This is a genomic window from Bradyrhizobium sp. LB11.1 (assembly GCF_040549385.1).
In the GTDB taxonomy this organism is placed as follows: domain Bacteria; phylum Pseudomonadota; class Alphaproteobacteria; order Rhizobiales; family Xanthobacteraceae; genus Bradyrhizobium.
The window spans coordinates 164,495-179,265 of sequence record NZ_JBEPTH010000009.1 but is presented as its reverse complement, the minus strand read 5'-3'; the positions used below and the strand labels follow the sequence as shown (position 1 = coordinate 179,265).

General features: G+C 63.4%; 12 protein-coding genes and 1 pseudogene. 6 read left to right on the top strand and 7 right to left on the bottom strand.

The annotated features are described in order from the left end of the window. The first annotated feature begins 50 nt into the window (after positions 1–50). Positions 51–1,625 carry a peptidoglycan-binding protein gene (locus ABIA96_RS23700; protein WP_354139461.1) on the top strand — a complete coding sequence of 525 codons (1,575 nt, stop codon included), beginning with the start codon at positions 51–53 and terminating at the stop codon, positions 1,623–1,625. Here ABIA96_RS23700 and ABIA96_RS23695 read toward each other — a convergent pair. From ABIA96_RS23695 to ABIA96_RS23665, 7 genes are all read right to left on the bottom strand, one after another. Next, positions 1,622–2,902 carry an RNA polymerase sigma factor gene (locus ABIA96_RS23695; RefSeq protein WP_354139460.1) on the bottom strand — a complete coding sequence of 427 codons (1,281 nt, stop codon included), beginning with the start codon at positions 2,900–2,902 and terminating at the stop codon, positions 1,622–1,624. The two genes, ABIA96_RS23700 and ABIA96_RS23695, sit on opposite strands and share 4 nt — an antisense overlap. A gap of 31 nt (positions 2,903–2,933) precedes the next feature. Further along, entirely contained in the window at positions 2,934–3,341 is a 408-nt protein-coding gene (locus tag ABIA96_RS23690) for a YciI family protein (RefSeq protein WP_354139459.1), read from the bottom strand. Between the two features lie 142 nt (positions 3,342–3,483). Beyond that, positions 3,484–4,176 carry an AprI/Inh family metalloprotease inhibitor gene (locus ABIA96_RS23685; protein WP_354139458.1) on the bottom strand — a complete coding sequence of 231 codons (693 nt, stop codon included), beginning with the start codon at positions 4,174–4,176 and terminating at the stop codon, positions 3,484–3,486. Further along, positions 4,176–5,165 carry a 2-hydroxyacid dehydrogenase gene (locus ABIA96_RS23680; RefSeq protein ID WP_354139457.1) on the bottom strand — a complete coding sequence of 330 codons (990 nt, stop codon included), beginning with the start codon at positions 5,163–5,165 and terminating at the stop codon, positions 4,176–4,178. The genes ABIA96_RS23685 and ABIA96_RS23680 overlap by 1 nt, the downstream gene beginning before the upstream one ends. Further along, complete coding sequence (locus ABIA96_RS23675) at positions 5,165–5,983, bottom strand: ABC transporter permease (protein ID WP_354139456.1); 819 nt, start codon at positions 5,981–5,983, stop codon at positions 5,165–5,167. Before ABIA96_RS23675 ends, ABIA96_RS23680 begins: the two co-directional genes overlap by 1 nt. Further along, positions 5,980–6,795, bottom strand: coding sequence for an ABC transporter ATP-binding protein (locus ABIA96_RS23670; protein WP_354139455.1), 816 nt, complete (start codon positions 6,793–6,795; stop codon positions 5,980–5,982). The genes ABIA96_RS23675 and ABIA96_RS23670 overlap by 4 nt, the downstream gene beginning before the upstream one ends. Before the next feature lie 12 nt (positions 6,796–6,807). After that, positions 6,808–7,830: an ABC transporter substrate-binding protein gene (locus ABIA96_RS23665; RefSeq protein ID WP_354139454.1), complete on the bottom strand. Its 1,023-nt coding sequence runs from the start codon at positions 7,828–7,830 to the stop codon at positions 6,808–6,810. Positions 7,831–7,969: 139 nt separating this feature from the next. Here ABIA96_RS23665 and ABIA96_RS23660 point away from each other — a divergent pair, with 139 nt between their 5' ends. The 5 genes and pseudogenes from ABIA96_RS23660 (at position 7,970) to ABIA96_RS23640 (ending at position 14,702) form a co-directional block, all read left to right on the top strand. Then, positions 7,970–8,776, top strand: coding sequence for a creatininase family protein (locus ABIA96_RS23660; protein ID WP_354139453.1), 807 nt, complete (start codon positions 7,970–7,972; stop codon positions 8,774–8,776). 139 nt (positions 8,777–8,915) lie between these two features. Next, positions 8,916–9,176: a hypothetical protein gene (locus ABIA96_RS23655; RefSeq protein WP_354139452.1), complete on the top strand. Its 261-nt coding sequence runs from the start codon at positions 8,916–8,918 to the stop codon at positions 9,174–9,176. A gap of 309 nt (positions 9,177–9,485) precedes the next feature. Beyond that, positions 9,486–11,564 (top strand): carbohydrate porin, encoded by a 2,079-nt coding sequence (locus tag ABIA96_RS23650; protein ID WP_502918847.1) that lies wholly within the window; start codon positions 9,486–9,488, stop codon positions 11,562–11,564. A 42-nt stretch (positions 11,565–11,606) separates the two neighbouring features. After that, positions 11,607–13,374, top strand: a pseudogene (locus ABIA96_RS23645) (ABC transporter permease). A gap of 14 nt (positions 13,375–13,388) precedes the next feature. Then, the gene (locus tag ABIA96_RS23640) at positions 13,389–14,702 is read left to right on the top strand and encodes an ABC transporter ATP-binding protein (RefSeq protein WP_354139451.1); all 1,314 of its coding nucleotides are present in this window, start codon (positions 13,389–13,391) and stop codon (positions 14,700–14,702) included. The last annotated feature ends 69 nt before the right edge of the window (positions 14,703–14,771 follow it).

The following is a 14,771-nucleotide window of genomic DNA, read 5'->3' as shown; positions in this document are numbered from 1 at the left end:
CCTGATTTGCACAACCAACCGATAATTTTAACAATTCGCGGGAGCGGCAGATGGTGTCATACGAGAGTCTCAAGAGTGAGTATGAGAGGAACTGGGCCAATCTCCAGATCCGGCCCGCACGCCTTGGCGAGGCCAACGCGACGGCCCGCAAAGCCATCAACGGCAAGGCGACCTATCAGCAGGTCGAGCGACTGACCGGCGTGCCCTGGTACTTCGTTGCGCTCTGTCACTATCGCGAATCCAATTTCGATCTCGACACCTATCTCGGCAACGGCGAGTCACTGCATCGCGTGACGTGCCTCGTTCCGAAAGGGCGTGGCCCGTTCGCCTCGTTCGTCGACGGCGCTGTGGACGCGCTGAGGATCCAGCACTTCGTCGGCACGCAGGACTGGTGCATCGCGCGCACACTACACCGGCTCGAATGCTTCAACGGCCTCGGCTATCACGCCAAGGGCGTCAACTCGCCCTATCTCTACGGCGGCTCGACGCTCTACGGACCGACCGAGGCCAAGGCCGGCAAGTTCGTCGCGGACCACGTCTTCGACCCGAGCCATGTCGATTCCCAGCTCGGCACCGCGGTGATCCTGCATGCAATGATGTCGCAGGATTCCTCGATCACGCTCGACGACAGCCCGTCCATTGCCCCCCATGTCGAGCCCGACGAGGATGTGGCGTCGTCGGTGTTGCTGATGCAGCAGACGCTCAACAAGCTCGGCGCCAATCCGCCGCTCGACCAAGATGGCATCAGCGGACCGAAGACCAGGGCGGCCGTCTCGCAATTTCAGCAACAACATTCCCTCGAGGATACCGGCCTGCTCGACGGGACCACGATCGCCGCCATCACGCGCGCGGGAATGCAGCCGGTCCAGCCGTCGAACTTCGATCTGTCCCAGATCCTCAAACGATTGGATGATATCTCACAGGTCGTGCAGCCGGGAGGCGCAACACCCGCAGGCGTCACCTCGGCAGGACCGTCTGTCGGTCTGTCTCAAATCCTGAGCCGGCTGGAAAATCTCGCACAGCTCGTACAACCGGGAGGAACGACGCCAACGCCGATAGCAACTCCGCCGATAGGGACAATGCCTGCAGGGCAGTCCACCCAGCTATCTCAGGTCCTGAATCAATTGCAGAGCCTCACGCAGGCCTTGCAGCCGGCAGCAACAGCCCCAGTGAGCACAATGCCGGCGGCCAACCCGACGGTCAACGTGCTTGGACAGCTCCTCTCTCTCATCACCAAGACCGCTCCCGGCACGCCGGTCGCAACAAATCCCGCGCCAGCCGATCAGCTCAAACAGGTGGTCGACCTGCTCAGCACCCTGCTCAGCAACAAGCCCGTGCTCGGCCAGGTCAATGGGGCGCTCGGCCAAACCATCGGCACAATGCTGAATGGCAAGAAGACGGCGCTCGGCATCGGCGGCTCACTCATCACCGCGCTGCTCTCCGCGGTGACGGCAAGCCCCAACGCCGGAGGGCTTGCCGGACTGTTCGGGACGATCGCGTCGGCGATACCGGGCCTGGGCCAGTTCGCGCTTCCCATCTCGCTGGCGCTCACGGCCTGGGGCGTGCTCGGCAAGATGGAGAAATGGGCGCAGGGCACCGCGCCGCCGCCGAAGCCGACGACCTAGATTTCCTGAGCGTGGAGCGCCGCGGCGCGGCGCTCCATCAGCGCGCGTTCACGTCCGTTGGTGGCGAGATGCGCGGCGGCCTCGAACGCCTGCCGCGCCTCGACGAGCCGTCCGAGCTTCCGCAGGAAGTCACCACGAACCGCCGGCAGATGATGATAGGTCGACAGCGCCGGTGCGCCGGCGATCTCGTCCAGTACGTCAAGTCCCGCTTGCGGTCCCTCGGCCATCCCAACCGCGACCGCGCGATTGAGCTCGATGATTGGCGAGCGCACCAGCCGCGCCAGCCCGACGTAAATCTGCGCGATGCGCCGCCAGTCGGTATCTGCAGCCGTCTCCGCCGTGGCGTGGCACGCCGCGATCGCAGCCTGAAGCGCGTAAAATCCTCCGGCGCCGCCAAGCTCGCCGGCACGTTCGAGCGCGCGCAGACCGCGACGGATCCGCGAGCGATCCCAGAGCGAGCGATCCTGGTCCATCAGCAGAATGGGATCGCCGTTTGCATCGGTGCGCGCATGCGCCCGTGAAGCATTCATATCCATGAGGGCGACGAGGCCGTGAACTTCGGGCTCGTCCGGGGCAAGGCCTACGAGCACCCGGCCCATGCGCAGCGCCTCGTCGCAAAGCTGCGGCCGCAGCCATTCCTCGCCGCGCGCCGCGAGGTAGCCTTCGTTGAAGATCAGGTAGACGACCTCCAGCACCGAGGCGAGACGCTCCGATAGCGCCTCGCCGCTCGGCGTCTCATAGGCGAGGCCCGATCGCGACAGCGTGCGCTTGGCGCGGACGATGCGCTGGGAGATGGTCGCTTCCGGCACGAGATAGGCGCGCGCGATCTCGGATGTCGTCAGACCGCAGATCATGCGCAGCGCCAGCGCGGCGCGCGCCTCGCGCGACAGGATCGGATGACAGGCGGTGAAGACCAGCCGCAGCAATTCATCGCCGATGTCGTCGTCGAGCACGGCATCGAAATCCGGCACGGTCTCCTGCTCCTGCAACATGTCTCGCGCCAGCATGTCGTGCTTCTCGCCAAGCATCCTGCCGCGGCGCAAATGATCAAGCGCACGCCGCCTGGCGGTCGTCATGAGCCAGGCGCCGGGATTGTCGGGCACACCGATCATGGGCCACGCTTCCAGCGCCGCAACCAGTGCGTCCTGGGTCAGCTCTTCTGCGAGCGGCACATCGCGCAGCATCCGCGACAGCGTCGCGATCAGCCGCGGCTGCACGACGCGCCAACTTGCGTGAATCGTGGCACGAATGATTTGATCGATGTCGGCGGCCGTCATCGCCGCCGACCGGAACAAACGATGCTGTCCATCAGGCGTGCGCAGCTACCCCTGACCGCGAATCGACCTCGCAGGCGCCATCCACGCCCGGCGTGGCAAACGCCCGCAACTCGCAGGTGCCGTCCCAGCCCGGCATGTGATCGAGGTGCAGCTGCATGAATTCCTTGGCCATGGCCAGGGCCTCCGCCTTGTCGCGCAGCTCGAAAATGGCGTAGCCGCCGATCACTTCCTTGGCCTCGATGAAGGGGCCATCGATGACGCTGAGCTCGCCGTCGACGATCCGCACACGGGCGCCGGTCGCAAGCGGCATCAGGCCGCCATTGTCGATCATCCGGCCGGCCTTGATTTCCCGCTCGGATATTTTTTGCATGGCCTCCATCATCGCCGGGTTCGGGCCGGTCATCGGCTGGCTGGAGGTGACGATGTACATGAAGCGCATGCAAAACTCCCTGTTGAGGCGAGACGCAGCCGGTTCGGCCGCGCGATCAGCTCGCTATTGGGATGACGATCCAGCCGGGGCCGGATCGACATGGGCAGGAGAAAAATTGCAAGAGCAGACAATCAAGAGGCCGGACGGGCGCCTACTGGCGCAGCATGACCAAGGGGTCGGCCGTATCGGGAACCCGCCGCCATTGCGCGTTGTCGTCGGCCTCGAACTGCCAGACCTCGCCGGATTTCGACATCAGGATGATCTGGCCGCGCTCGAGCCGCCATTGAGTCGGGTTGAACTGCGCGATCGCCGCGTCGCATTTCGGCTTGAGGAAGACCTGGAAATTGTCCTGCTCGGCTTCCGTGTTGGTCAGGGTCAGCCCGCAGACCGGCTGGCCGTTGGCGCGAACCATCGCCCAGTCGCCGATCATCTGGTCCATCGACTTGGCCATCGAGCGGGCGGCGGCGAGGTCCTGCAGGATGTAGACGCCCTCGCCCTGTCGCAGGCCTTCGAAGATGCCGGCCTCCACCTCGGTGAAGTCGATCACGGATTCACCTGTCGCATCCTGCAAGCGGACGATGTCGAGGCCCTTGACGCTCCAGGCGACGATGTCCTTGGTGAAGGGCAGCGCGGTCTTGCAGGCCGGCTCGAGTTCGAGCTTGAAACCCAGAGCCACGGGGTCGCCCTTGATAGTGACGACGCAGGTTTTGCTGCGTTCGGTGGTGGAGAGTTCCCACTGCCCGACCATCTCCTTCTTCAGGGTCGTCGCATCCTGCGCATGCGCGACGCCGATCGCGGCGGCACAAGCCGCGATCAGCCATGCAACGACCCGAAGAACGGTCATCAGCGCCCCTTGAACGGCGTTTCCACAACCGGCGTCAGCGGCGCCTTGCCGGCGAACCAGGACTTGAGATTGTCGACCACGAGCTGGTCCATGGCATTGCGCGTCACCACCGAAGCCGAACCGATATGCGGCAGCAGCACGACGTTCTGCATGGTCTTGAGCTCCTCCGGCACGCTGGGCTCGGCCGCGAATACGTCGAGGCCGGCGGCGAGGATGGTGCCGGACTTGAGCGCCTGGACCAAAGCCTGCTCGTCGACGACCGAGCCGCGGGCAACGTTGACCAGCACGCCGCGCGGGCCGAGCGCCTTGAACACCTCGGCATTGATCATCTTGTTGGTGCTGGCGCCGCCCGGCACGATCACCATCAGCGTGTCCACCGCCTTCGCCATCTCGATCAGATCGGGATAGTGTTTGTAGGAGACGTCTTTGGACGGATTGCGCGAGTGGTAGACCACCGGCACCAGCGAGGCCTCGAGCCGGCGCGCGATCGCCTGGCCGATCCGGCCCATGCCGACGATGCCGACCTTGCGGTCGCGCAGCGAGCCGACGCTAAGCGGATAGTTCTGCGTCTGCCAGAGGCCGGAACGGACGTAACGATCGGCCGTGATGAATTCGCGCACGGTGGAGATCAGAAGGCCCATCGCGACGTCGGCGACCTCCTCGGTCAGCACGTCCGGCGTGTTGGTGACGATGATGTTGTGCTCGGCTGCATATTTGGCGTCGATGTGGTCGTAGCCGACGCCGAAGCTCGCCACCATCTCGATCTTGGGCAATCGCGACAGTGAATCCTTGTCCGCGCGCACTGTGTGATAGGTCACCGCCACGCCGCGAATCTTCTCTCGGACCGCTGGTGTCAGCCGCTCGAGGTCGCCGTGCGTCTCGGCTTTATGCACGACGAAATGGTCGGAAAACCCGTTCTCGAGGATCGGCCGCACCGGCCCATAAATCAGAAGGTCGATCTTGTCGGACGAAATCGAACCGGTAGACATCAGTTTTCCTTTCCAAGCGCGCTCTCATGCCAGCGCCGTAAAACGAGGTGGGAAACTAGCGCCAGCACCCCATAGATGACAATCCCGGCCAGCGACAACAAAAGCAGCGCTGCGAACATGCGGGGTATGTTCAATCGATAGCCGGATTCGGCGATCCTGTAGGCGAGCCCGGAGCCGGCGCCCGCCGTTCCCGCCGCAATCTCCGCCACCACAGCGCCGATCAGCGACAGTCCGCCGGCAATACGCAGGCCGCCGAGGATATAGGGCAGCGCTGCCGGCAGCTTCAGGAAGCGCAGGGTCTGCTGTGGCGAGGCGTCATAAAGCTGGAACAGGCCGGCGAGATTACGGTCGACCGAATTCAGCCCGAGCGTGGTGTTCGACAGCACCGGGAAAAAGGCGACGATGAAGGCACAGACGACGACGGCGGTCTGCTGGTCCAGATAGATCAGCAAGAGTGGCGCGATCGCGATGACAGGCGTCACCTGGAGCACAACGGCATAGGGGAACAGCGAATATTCCACCCATTTCGACTGGTTGAACAACAGCGCCAGTGCGATACCGCCGAGGCTGGCCGCCACAAAGCCTTCAAGCGTCGTCAGCAGCGTGGTCGCGAGCGATTGTGACAGCACCGCCCAATCCTTGATCAGCGTCAGGAAAATCACCGACGGCGCCGGCAGCACGTAGGGCGGGATCTCCCGGATGCGGACCACAAGCTCCCAGGCGGCAAGGCCGGCTGCGAACACAATGACGGGCAGCACGAAGCGCACTACGCTCTGCGCACCTGACGGTTCCGCTGTGACGGGAGCTTGCGCGTTCATAGCATCGACTGTCCCGAATAGGACGGCGCCAGCGCAGCCGATACTTTGCGGCAATAGTCGGAATAGGCCGCTGAGGTCCGAAACTCCTCAGCCCGCGGCTCGACGGTCTCGATGCGGATGTCAGCCTGGATGCGGCCGGGCCGCGCCGTCATGACCACGACGCGCTGCGACAGATAGACGGATTCGAACACCGAATGGGTGACGAAGATGACGGTCTTGCCAAGGCTGCGCCACAGGGCAAGCAAATCGTTGTTGAGGCGGAAGCGCGTAATCTCGTCCAGCGCCGCGAAGGGTTCATCCATCAGGAGGATATCGGGGTCGGTGACGAGCGCGCGCGCCAGCGATACCCGCATCTTCATGCCGCCGGACAATTCGCGCGGAAATGCGTCGGCAAAATCGGCGAGCCCGACGCTCGCCAGCGCTGCATCGGCCCGCGCGCGGCCTTCGGCCTTCGGGATGCCGCCAAGCTTCAGCGGCAGCCGCACGTTTTCGCGCACACTGGTCCAGGGCATCAGGGTCGGCTCCTGGAACACGAAGCCGATACCGTGACCCAACTGCGACGGGCCTTCTTGACGCGACATCCGGACCGTGCCGGACGATGCTGCGCTGAGCCCCGCAATCAGCCTCAGCGCCGTCGACTTGCCGCAACCGGACGGACCGAGCAGCGAGATGAACTCACCCTTGCGCACGACGAGGTCGAGCGGACCGAGCGCCATGACGCCGTTGTCATAGACCTTGGTCACGCCGCGCAGGCTGACGGCGAGCGCCGTCAGGCTGGCCTCGACCTCTGACGAAGTTTGGACGGCTGACATCAACGCTTTGCGCTAAGGCTTGGCGGGGCGCAACTCGACGCCGACGCCCTTGTTGACGAAACGCAGCGTGTAGGACTTACGGAAGTCGAGATCGCCCTTCACGACGCCCGCCTTCACCATCTTGTTGAAGAAGGAAGTGTAGCGATCGTCGCTCATCGCGCCGATGCCGTTCTTCAAACTGTCGCCGGAATCGACGATGCCATATTCCTTCATCTTGGCGACGGAATAGGCGAGCAACTCGTCGGTCATTTCCGGATTGAGCTTCTTGATCATGGCATTGCCGGCGGCATTGTCGCCGTAGATGTAATTGTACCAGCCGATCATGGAGGCATCGACGAAGCGCTGCACCAGGTCCGCCTTCTTCTCGATGAGGTCGCGGCGGGTCTCGATCAGGGTCGAATAGGTGTTGAAGCCGGCATCGGCGAGCAGGATGACATTGGGCTTGAAGCCGGCGGCCTTCTCGACCGCGAAGGGCTCGGAGGTGACGTAGCCCTGCATCGCGCTCTTGGGGTTGGCGATGAAAGGCTGCGGATTGAAATTATAGGGCCGGACGTTCTTCTCGCTGAAACCATATTCGGACTTCAGCCACTGGAAGTAGCTGCCCATGCCTTCCTTGGAGACGAACAGCGTCAGCGGCTTGAGGTCCTCGATCTTGGTGACCTTGGCATCCGGCTGCGTCAGCATCACCTGCGGGTCTTTCTGGAAGACCGCCGCGATCGTCACCACAGGGACGTTGTTCGCCACGGCATCGAACGACATCAGCGTGTTCGCGGCCATGAAAAAATCGATCTTGCCGGCGATCAGCAGCATCCGGTTGTTCTCGTTGGGACCGCCCGGAACGATAGTGACGTCGAGCCCATATTTCTTGTAGGTGCCGTCGGCGACGGCCTGGAAGAAACCGCCATGCTCGGCCTCGGCGACCCAGTTGGTGCCGAAAGTGACCTTGTCCAGGGTTTCCGCGCGCGCGGGCAGGATCGACACGACAGCAGCCAGAAAGCCCGCCGTTAACGCTCGCCGCAGATGGGAGGGGCTCATGAATGCACTCCGTCGATCGTGTCTGGCCGATGTGAAAGCAACGCGATAAAACTGCAAGATATTCGGGGACGCTGGCCGGCCTGGCCCGCGTCCCCTGATAACCCCAAACTACGTGACAAATTCGGGCAAAGAAACCTTGATGACGTTTTCCCGCGACTGGACCGACATCCGCTGGGCTGACGCTGATCCCGCGGGTGTTGCACGCTGGATCGCGGTGCTGCCGCTGGCGGCGACCGAGCAGCACGGCCCGCATCTGCCGCTCGAAACCGACGTGCTGATCGCCGACGCCTATCTTGCGCGCGTGCGGGAGGTGCTGCCCGCGACCATTCCGGCGACGTTCCTGCCCGTTGAATCAATCGGCATCTCCACCGAGCATATCGACTATCCGGGCACGCAGACGCTGCCGACCGAGGTGGCGTTGAAGCGCTGGACAGCAATCGGCGAGGATGTCGCCCGACGCGGCATGAAAAAGCTCGTCATCATCACCAGCCATGGCGGCAACAGCGCGGCGATGATGCTGGTGGCGCAGGATCTTCGCGCGCATCAGAAACTGTTCGTGGTGACGACGTCGTGGTCGCGCCTGTCGGGCGCGGAGAAACTATTCCCTGCCGAAGAAGTGCGTCACGGCATCCATGGCGGCGCCATCGAGACCTCGATCATGCTGGCGCGCTATCCGGAGCAAGTGCGCAAGGATGCCATCGCGGATTTTCCCGCAAGCAGCATCGCGATGGAAAAGCAATATCGCTGGCTCTCGACGCAGCGGCCCGCGGCCTTTGCCTGGCAGGCGCAGGATCTCAACGCCAGCGGCGCCGTCGGCAATGCGACACTGGCCGTCGTCGAGAAGGGCAACCGGCTCATCGACGAAGGCGCGCGCGTCTTTTGCGAGTTGCTCACTGAAGTCGATAAATTCGACGTGAACAGGCTTGCCAAAGGCCCCCTGGGCTAGCTCGCATCCATCTGAAATCATTTGCGAAAGAGCCGGATTCCTAGGCTGCCAAAGGCGCTTTCGAACCGGTTTCGGCAAGCCTCCGTCCAATTGGGCACGCGGACCACAACGGACCGCCTCAACCTGGATGGAGTTTCAGATGTCGATCACGACCAAGATTGCCGCACTCGCCCTCGCTACCCTCGCCGTCACCGGCAGCATCGCCACCACCACCTCGCAGGCCGAAGCCAAGCCGCTCGGCTGGGGCGTCGGTGTCGGTCTGGGCATAGCTACCGCCGCCGTCGTCGGCACCGCGATCGCCGCCAGCAACGACCCCTATTACGGCTATCGCCGCTGCGGCTGGTCCCCCCGTTACAACGCTTACGGCCAGTTCGTCGGCAACGTTCGTACTTGCTACTGATGTGAGGCTCTGAGGCCGATCTTACGTGGATCCTGCGTCCGACACGGGCGCCTCATCCACCCCGTGTCGTGTCCCCGACCCCGCCCGGCTGTCCCCCCGGGCGGGGTCATCCTTTTTGGAGGCCGGGAATTTGTTGCAGTCCCGTCACATAACGATGCGAACCATCCGCTGCGACATTCTGGACTAGTTGCTATTGCGAATTATTAGCAATAAGGTTCGCAAACGAGCGCAGGGACTTGGCAAGATCTTGGGGTGAACCGCATCGAAACGAGCTCGTCTCATCCGATCGCGTGAACGGCCAAGACCCTGATGACAGGAGCACCGCGAATCGGCAGGGATGTCGGGAGCGGTTGGGGCACAGTCGCGTCTGGGGGCGTAGTTTTGACGTTGAGAGGTCACCGTTACAGGTATTTGCGGACGGCCGCGGCGATTGCCTCGGGCGTGCTCGTGCTGCCGGGTGCCGGCTTCGCTGCCGACCTGCCGCTGAAGGCGCGCGCCGCGAAAACTGTCTACGAGTGGACCGGCTTCTATGTCGGCGGCCATTTCGGCTACGGCGACGCGAGCTTCGGGCCCGGCACCAATCCGTTGCCCGAGCAAGGCGTCGTCCTGCCCCATAGCGCAACCGGGCTCAGCGGCGGCTATCAGCTCGGCTACAACCGCCAGTTCGCCAACCGCGTCGTGCTCGGCATCGAAGCCGATGCGACGTTCACGGGGCCGCTTGACGGCCCGGCACTCGCGCGTGCACCGGTGCCCTTCAACACCACGATCAACTACGTCGGCACGGTGCGCGGCCGCGTCGGCTATGCCTTCGACCGCTTCATGCCTTACGTCACGGGCGGCGTCGCGTGGGGACACACGCATATCAACGTCAATGATGCCGACGGTGTCACGCCGCTGTTCCCGGTCGGGCACTACCAGGCCGGATGGACTGCGGGCCTCGGTCTCGAATACGCCGTCAGCGGCAATTGGACCGCGAAGGCCGAATACGAGTATATCGACCTCTCCCGCAAGACTTACGATCTCAGCGGCTTTGGCCTCGGCAGCGTCAATGTCGAACCACGCATTCATCTGTTCAAACTCGGCCTGAACTACCAGTTCGGCGACACGCCGTGGATGCCGGTGGTCGGCGGCAAATCCAAGCTGCCTGAATCCGACGACTGGAACGTTCACGCCCAGACCACCGTGCTGCCGCAAGGCTATGGCCCGATCCATTCGCCCTATGCGAGCCCTCAGAGCCTTCCCGGCGGCGGCCAGTTCCAGGCGACGTGGACGACGACGGCGTTTTTGGGCGCGCGGCTCTGGGACGGCGGCGAATTCTATTTCAATCCCGAGCTCGCGCAGGGTTTTGGCCTCAACGGCACGCTTGGACTCGCTGGTTTCTCCAACGGCGAAGCGCAGAAGGCCGGCGCGCCGTTCCCCAAGATCCGCGCGCAGCGCTATTATTTCAAGCAGACCTTCGGACTCGGCGGCGAGCAGGAATCGGTCGACGACGCGCCGAACCAGCTCGCGGGCAAGCGCGATATCGATCGCGTCACGCTGGTTGTCGGCCGCTTCGCCGTCGGCGATTTCTTCGACGGCAACTCCTATGCGAAAGACCCCCGCGCCGATTTCATGAATTGGGCGATGTGGTCGTCGGCCGCCTACGACTTCCCCGCCGACCTGCCCGGCTATACCCGCGGCGCCGTGGTCGAGCTCAACCGCAAGGACTGGGCGATCCGCGCCGGCCTGTTCCAGGTGCCGTCCGCGCCGAACAGCGACGTGCTGACCTTCAAGACCGGCGGCACCGTGGTCGAGTTCGAGGAGCGTCATTCGATCTTCGATCAGCCCGGCAAATTGCGCGTCGGCGTCTTCGCCAACAGCGGCAACACCGCGAACTACAACGACGTCGTCGCGCAGGCGGCCGCCAACCCCGCACTCGACATCAACGACATCACGACCGCGAACCAGCGCACGCGCTCCAAATACGGCTTCTACGTCAATCTTGAGCAGCAGATCATCAACGATGTCGGCCTATTCGCCCGCGCGAGCTGGAACGACGGCCAGAACCAGATTCTGTCCTTCACCGATATCGACCGCAGCGTCTCAGGCGGCCTCTCGATCAAGGGCAGAAGCTGGGGCCGGCCGGACGATACAATCGGCATCGGCGGCGCGATCAACGGCCTGTCAGCCGCGCATCGCGACTTCCTCGCCGCCGGCGGCATCGGTCTCCTGATCGGCGACGGCCAGCTCAACTATCGCACCGAACGAATCCTCGAGGGCTACTACGTCTATTCGGTGATCAAGGGCGTGACGATGACCGCCGACTATCAATTGATCACAAACCCGGCCTATAACGCCGATCGTGGACCGGTCTCGATCTTCTCGGGGCGTCTGCACGCCGAGTTCTGAGCCCAAGATTCTCGTCCAAGATTCTAGCCCAAGGGCGGGCCCATGAAGCCGAGAGATATCCGCACGGCCGCGATCGGCCGCGCGCTGCTCCCCAATGTCTGGGATGTCGTGGCACTGGTCCTCGTGATCGGCGCCATGGTGCTGATCGTCTATGGCGGCGAGCAGACCGTCGCGCCGTTGTCCGAGTTGGAGCGTACGCCGGTCTCGCTCGATCCGGCAAACCTGCCGCTCTACGCGCTACGCACCGTCCTGCGGATGCTGCTTGCGATCGTCTGCTCGACAATCTTTACCTTCATCTACGCGGCGATCGCCGCCAAGAGCCAGCGCGCCGAGCTGGTCATGATTCCGCTGCTGGACATCCTCCAGTCAGTGCCGATCCTGGGCTTTCTCACCTTCACCGTCGTTTTCTTCATGAACCTGTTTCCAGGCCAGGTGCTCGGCGCCGAGCTCGCCTCGGTATTCGCAATCTTCACGAGCCAGGCCTGGAACATGACCTTCAGCATGTACCAGTCGATGCGCAACGTGCCGAACGATCTGGAAGAGACCACGAAGAGCTTTCATCTATCCGGCTGGCAGCGCTTCTGGCTTCTGGCTTCTGGCTTCTGGCTTCTGGCTTCTGGCGTCTCGACGTGCCGTTTGCGATGCCCGGGTTGATCTGGAATGCCATGATGTCGATGTCGGGCGGCTGGTTTTTCGTGGTCGCTTCGGAAGCGATCACTGTCGGCAACACAACGGTGACCTTGCCGGGTGTCGGGTCCTATGTCGCGCTGGCCATCCAGCAACAGGATCTGCCGGCGATCTTCTACGCTATCCTGGCGATGTTGCTTGTCATCATCGGCTACGATCAGTTGCTATTCCGCCCGATCGTCGCTTGGGCCGACAAGTTCCGCTTCGAGCAGACCGCCTCGGGAGAGGCGCCGACCTCCTGGATGCTCGACCTGTTTCGCCGGACCCGCGCATTGCGCGCCCTCACGCTTCCCTTTTCGGCGGTCAACCGCACGATCTCAAATCTACACTTGCCGCTGCCGCGATTGCGGCCGGCGGTAAGGACCAAAGGTCCGCCGTCACGCCTGATCGACATGCTCTGGGGCGCCCTCATTCTCTCCGGCACCGCCTACGCCGCCTGGACGATCTATCGCTATCTCTCGGCAAGTCTTGGCCTGCCCGACCTGCTCATGGTGATCCGGGACGGACTGGTCACGCTCTTGCGCGTCGTCGTACTGATCAGCCTCGCGACGCTGAGCTGGGTGCCGGTCGGCGTCTGGATTGGGCTGCGTCCGAAGCTGGCCGAACGCATCCAGCCGCTGGCGCAATTTCTCGCCGCCTTCCGGCCAATCTGGCTTTTCCCGTCTTCGTCGTCGCCATTGTCACCTTCAGGCTCAATCCCGATGTCTGGCTCAGCCCGCTGATGATCCTGGGCACGCAATGGTACATCCTGTTCAACGTCATCGCCGGCGCCAGCGCCTTCCCGACCGACCTGCGCGAGGCCGCGAGCAGCTTTCATCTCGGCGGATGGCGGTGGTGGTCCAAGGTGATCCTGCCCGGCATCTTTCCCTATTACGTCACGGGAGCGATCACCGCTTCCGGCGGCTCCTGGAACGCATCGATCGTGGCCGAGGTCGCCAGCTGGGGCGACACGCACCTGAGAGCTACCGGGCTCGGCGCCTATATCGCGTCCGCGACGGAAGCCGGCGACTTCCCGCGCGTCGTTCTCGGAATCACCACGATGTGCATCCTGGTAACGCTGTTCAATCGTCTGGTCTGGCGACCGCTCTACGCTTTCGGCGAGCGCCGCCTGCGACTCGGCTGACGAGGGAGACAATCATGCTCGATCATCCTTCCGCGCTCATCGATATTCGCGGCGTATGCCGGTCGTTTCCGAAGGGCAGCGGCGAACAGCTGCTGGTGCTGGAGAAAGTTGATCTGACGATCCGCTCGGGCGAGATCGTCGGCTTGCTCGGCCGCTCGGGCTCCGGCAAATCCACGCTGCTGCGGATCATCGCCGGCTTGGTCGCCCCGTCCACGGGACAGGCGACCTGCCGGGGCGAGATCATCGCGGGACCGCCGAATGGCGTCGCCATGGTGTTTCAGTCCTTCGCTCTGTTTCCCTGGCTGACTGTGCTGCAAAACGTCGAGCTTGGGCTCGAAGCGCTTGGCGTCGACGCAACCGAGCGTCGCACGCGTGCACTGGCGGCGATCGACCTGATCGGCCTCGACGGGTTCGAGTCGGCCTATCCCAAAGAGCTCTCGGGCGGCATGCGCCAGCGCGTCGGCTTTGCGCGCGCGCTGGTCGTGCATCCCGACTTGCTTCTGATGGACGAACCGTTCTCGGCACTCGACGTGCTCACGGCCGAGACGCTGCGTACCGATCTGATCGACCTCTGGATCGAGGGCCGGCTGCCGATCAAATCGATCCTCATGGTGACACACAACATCGAGGAAGCCGTCCTGATGTGTGATCGCATCCTGGTTTTCTCAGCGAACCCAGGCCGTGTCGCGGCAGAGATCAAGGTCGAGATGAGCCATCCGCGCAACCGGCTCGATCCGCACTTTCGCCAGCTCGTCGACAGCATCTACGCGCGCATGACCCAGTGCGCGGAGCCGAAGACGCCCGCGATCGAAGGCATCCCCGGCTCGGGCGTCGGCATGACTCTGCATCACGTGTCATCCAACGTGCTGTCCGGCCTGATCGAGAGGCTGGCAGGAGCACCCTACAACGGACATGCGGACCTGCCTGTGCTAGCGAGCCAACTTCAACTCGAGGCTGACGAGATCCTTCATCTCGGCGAGTCCCTCCAACTCCTGCGATTCGCCCAGCTCAGTGAGGGCGACTTGATGCTCACCGATGCAGGCAAGCGCTTCGCCCATCTGGAAACCGACGCGCGTAAGAAGCTGTTCGCCGAGCATCTCGTCACTTACGTGCCGGTGATGGGGCTGATCCGCCGCGTGCTCGATGAACGTCCCTCGCACACTGCGCTCGCGGCGCGATTCCGTAACGAGCTCGAGGACTATATGTCCGAGGACTATGCCGACGAAACGCTGAAGACGGTGGTATCCTGGGGACGCTACGGCGAGCTATTCGCCTATGACGAGCAGTCCGAGACGTTCAGCCTGGAAAACCCCGGCGAAAGCACCTGAACTTCGCCTGCGACAATTTGGTCGGAACCGGGCAATCGCGTATCGCATTCATATATAAGGGGCTTGGTC

What these genes read in the sequence shown, in the direction of transcription:
- ABIA96_RS23700 (WP_354139461.1), top strand. Translation starts at nt 51, where the DNA reads ATGGTGTCATACGAGAGTCTCAAGAGTGAGTATGAGAGGAACTGGGCC.
- ABIA96_RS23695 (WP_354139460.1), bottom strand. Translation starts at nt 2,902, where the DNA reads ATGACGGCCGCCGACATCGATCAAATCATTCGTGCCACGATTCACGCA.
- ABIA96_RS23690 (WP_354139459.1), bottom strand. Translation starts at nt 3,341, where the DNA reads ATGCGCTTCATGTACATCGTCACCTCCAGCCAGCCGATGACCGGCCCG.
- ABIA96_RS23685 (WP_354139458.1), bottom strand. Translation starts at nt 4,176, where the DNA reads ATGACCGTTCTTCGGGTCGTTGCATGGCTGATCGCGGCTTGTGCCGCC.
- ABIA96_RS23680 (WP_354139457.1), bottom strand. Translation starts at nt 5,165, where the DNA reads ATGTCTACCGGTTCGATTTCGTCCGACAAGATCGACCTTCTGATTTAT.
- ABIA96_RS23675 (WP_354139456.1), bottom strand. Translation starts at nt 5,983, where the DNA reads ATGAACGCGCAAGCTCCCGTCACAGCGGAACCGTCAGGTGCGCAGAGC.
- ABIA96_RS23670 (WP_354139455.1), bottom strand. Translation starts at nt 6,795, where the DNA reads ATGTCAGCCGTCCAAACTTCGTCAGAGGTCGAGGCCAGCCTGACGGCG.
- ABIA96_RS23665 (WP_354139454.1), bottom strand. Translation starts at nt 7,830, where the DNA reads ATGAGCCCCTCCCATCTGCGGCGAGCGTTAACGGCGGGCTTTCTGGCT.
- ABIA96_RS23660 (WP_354139453.1), top strand. Translation starts at nt 7,970, where the DNA reads ATGACGTTTTCCCGCGACTGGACCGACATCCGCTGGGCTGACGCTGAT.
- ABIA96_RS23655 (WP_354139452.1), top strand. Translation starts at nt 8,916, where the DNA reads ATGTCGATCACGACCAAGATTGCCGCACTCGCCCTCGCTACCCTCGCC.
- ABIA96_RS23650 (WP_502918847.1), top strand. Translation starts at nt 9,486, where the DNA reads ATGACAGGAGCACCGCGAATCGGCAGGGATGTCGGGAGCGGTTGGGGC.
- ABIA96_RS23640 (WP_354139451.1), top strand. Translation starts at nt 13,389, where the DNA reads ATGCTCGATCATCCTTCCGCGCTCATCGATATTCGCGGCGTATGCCGG.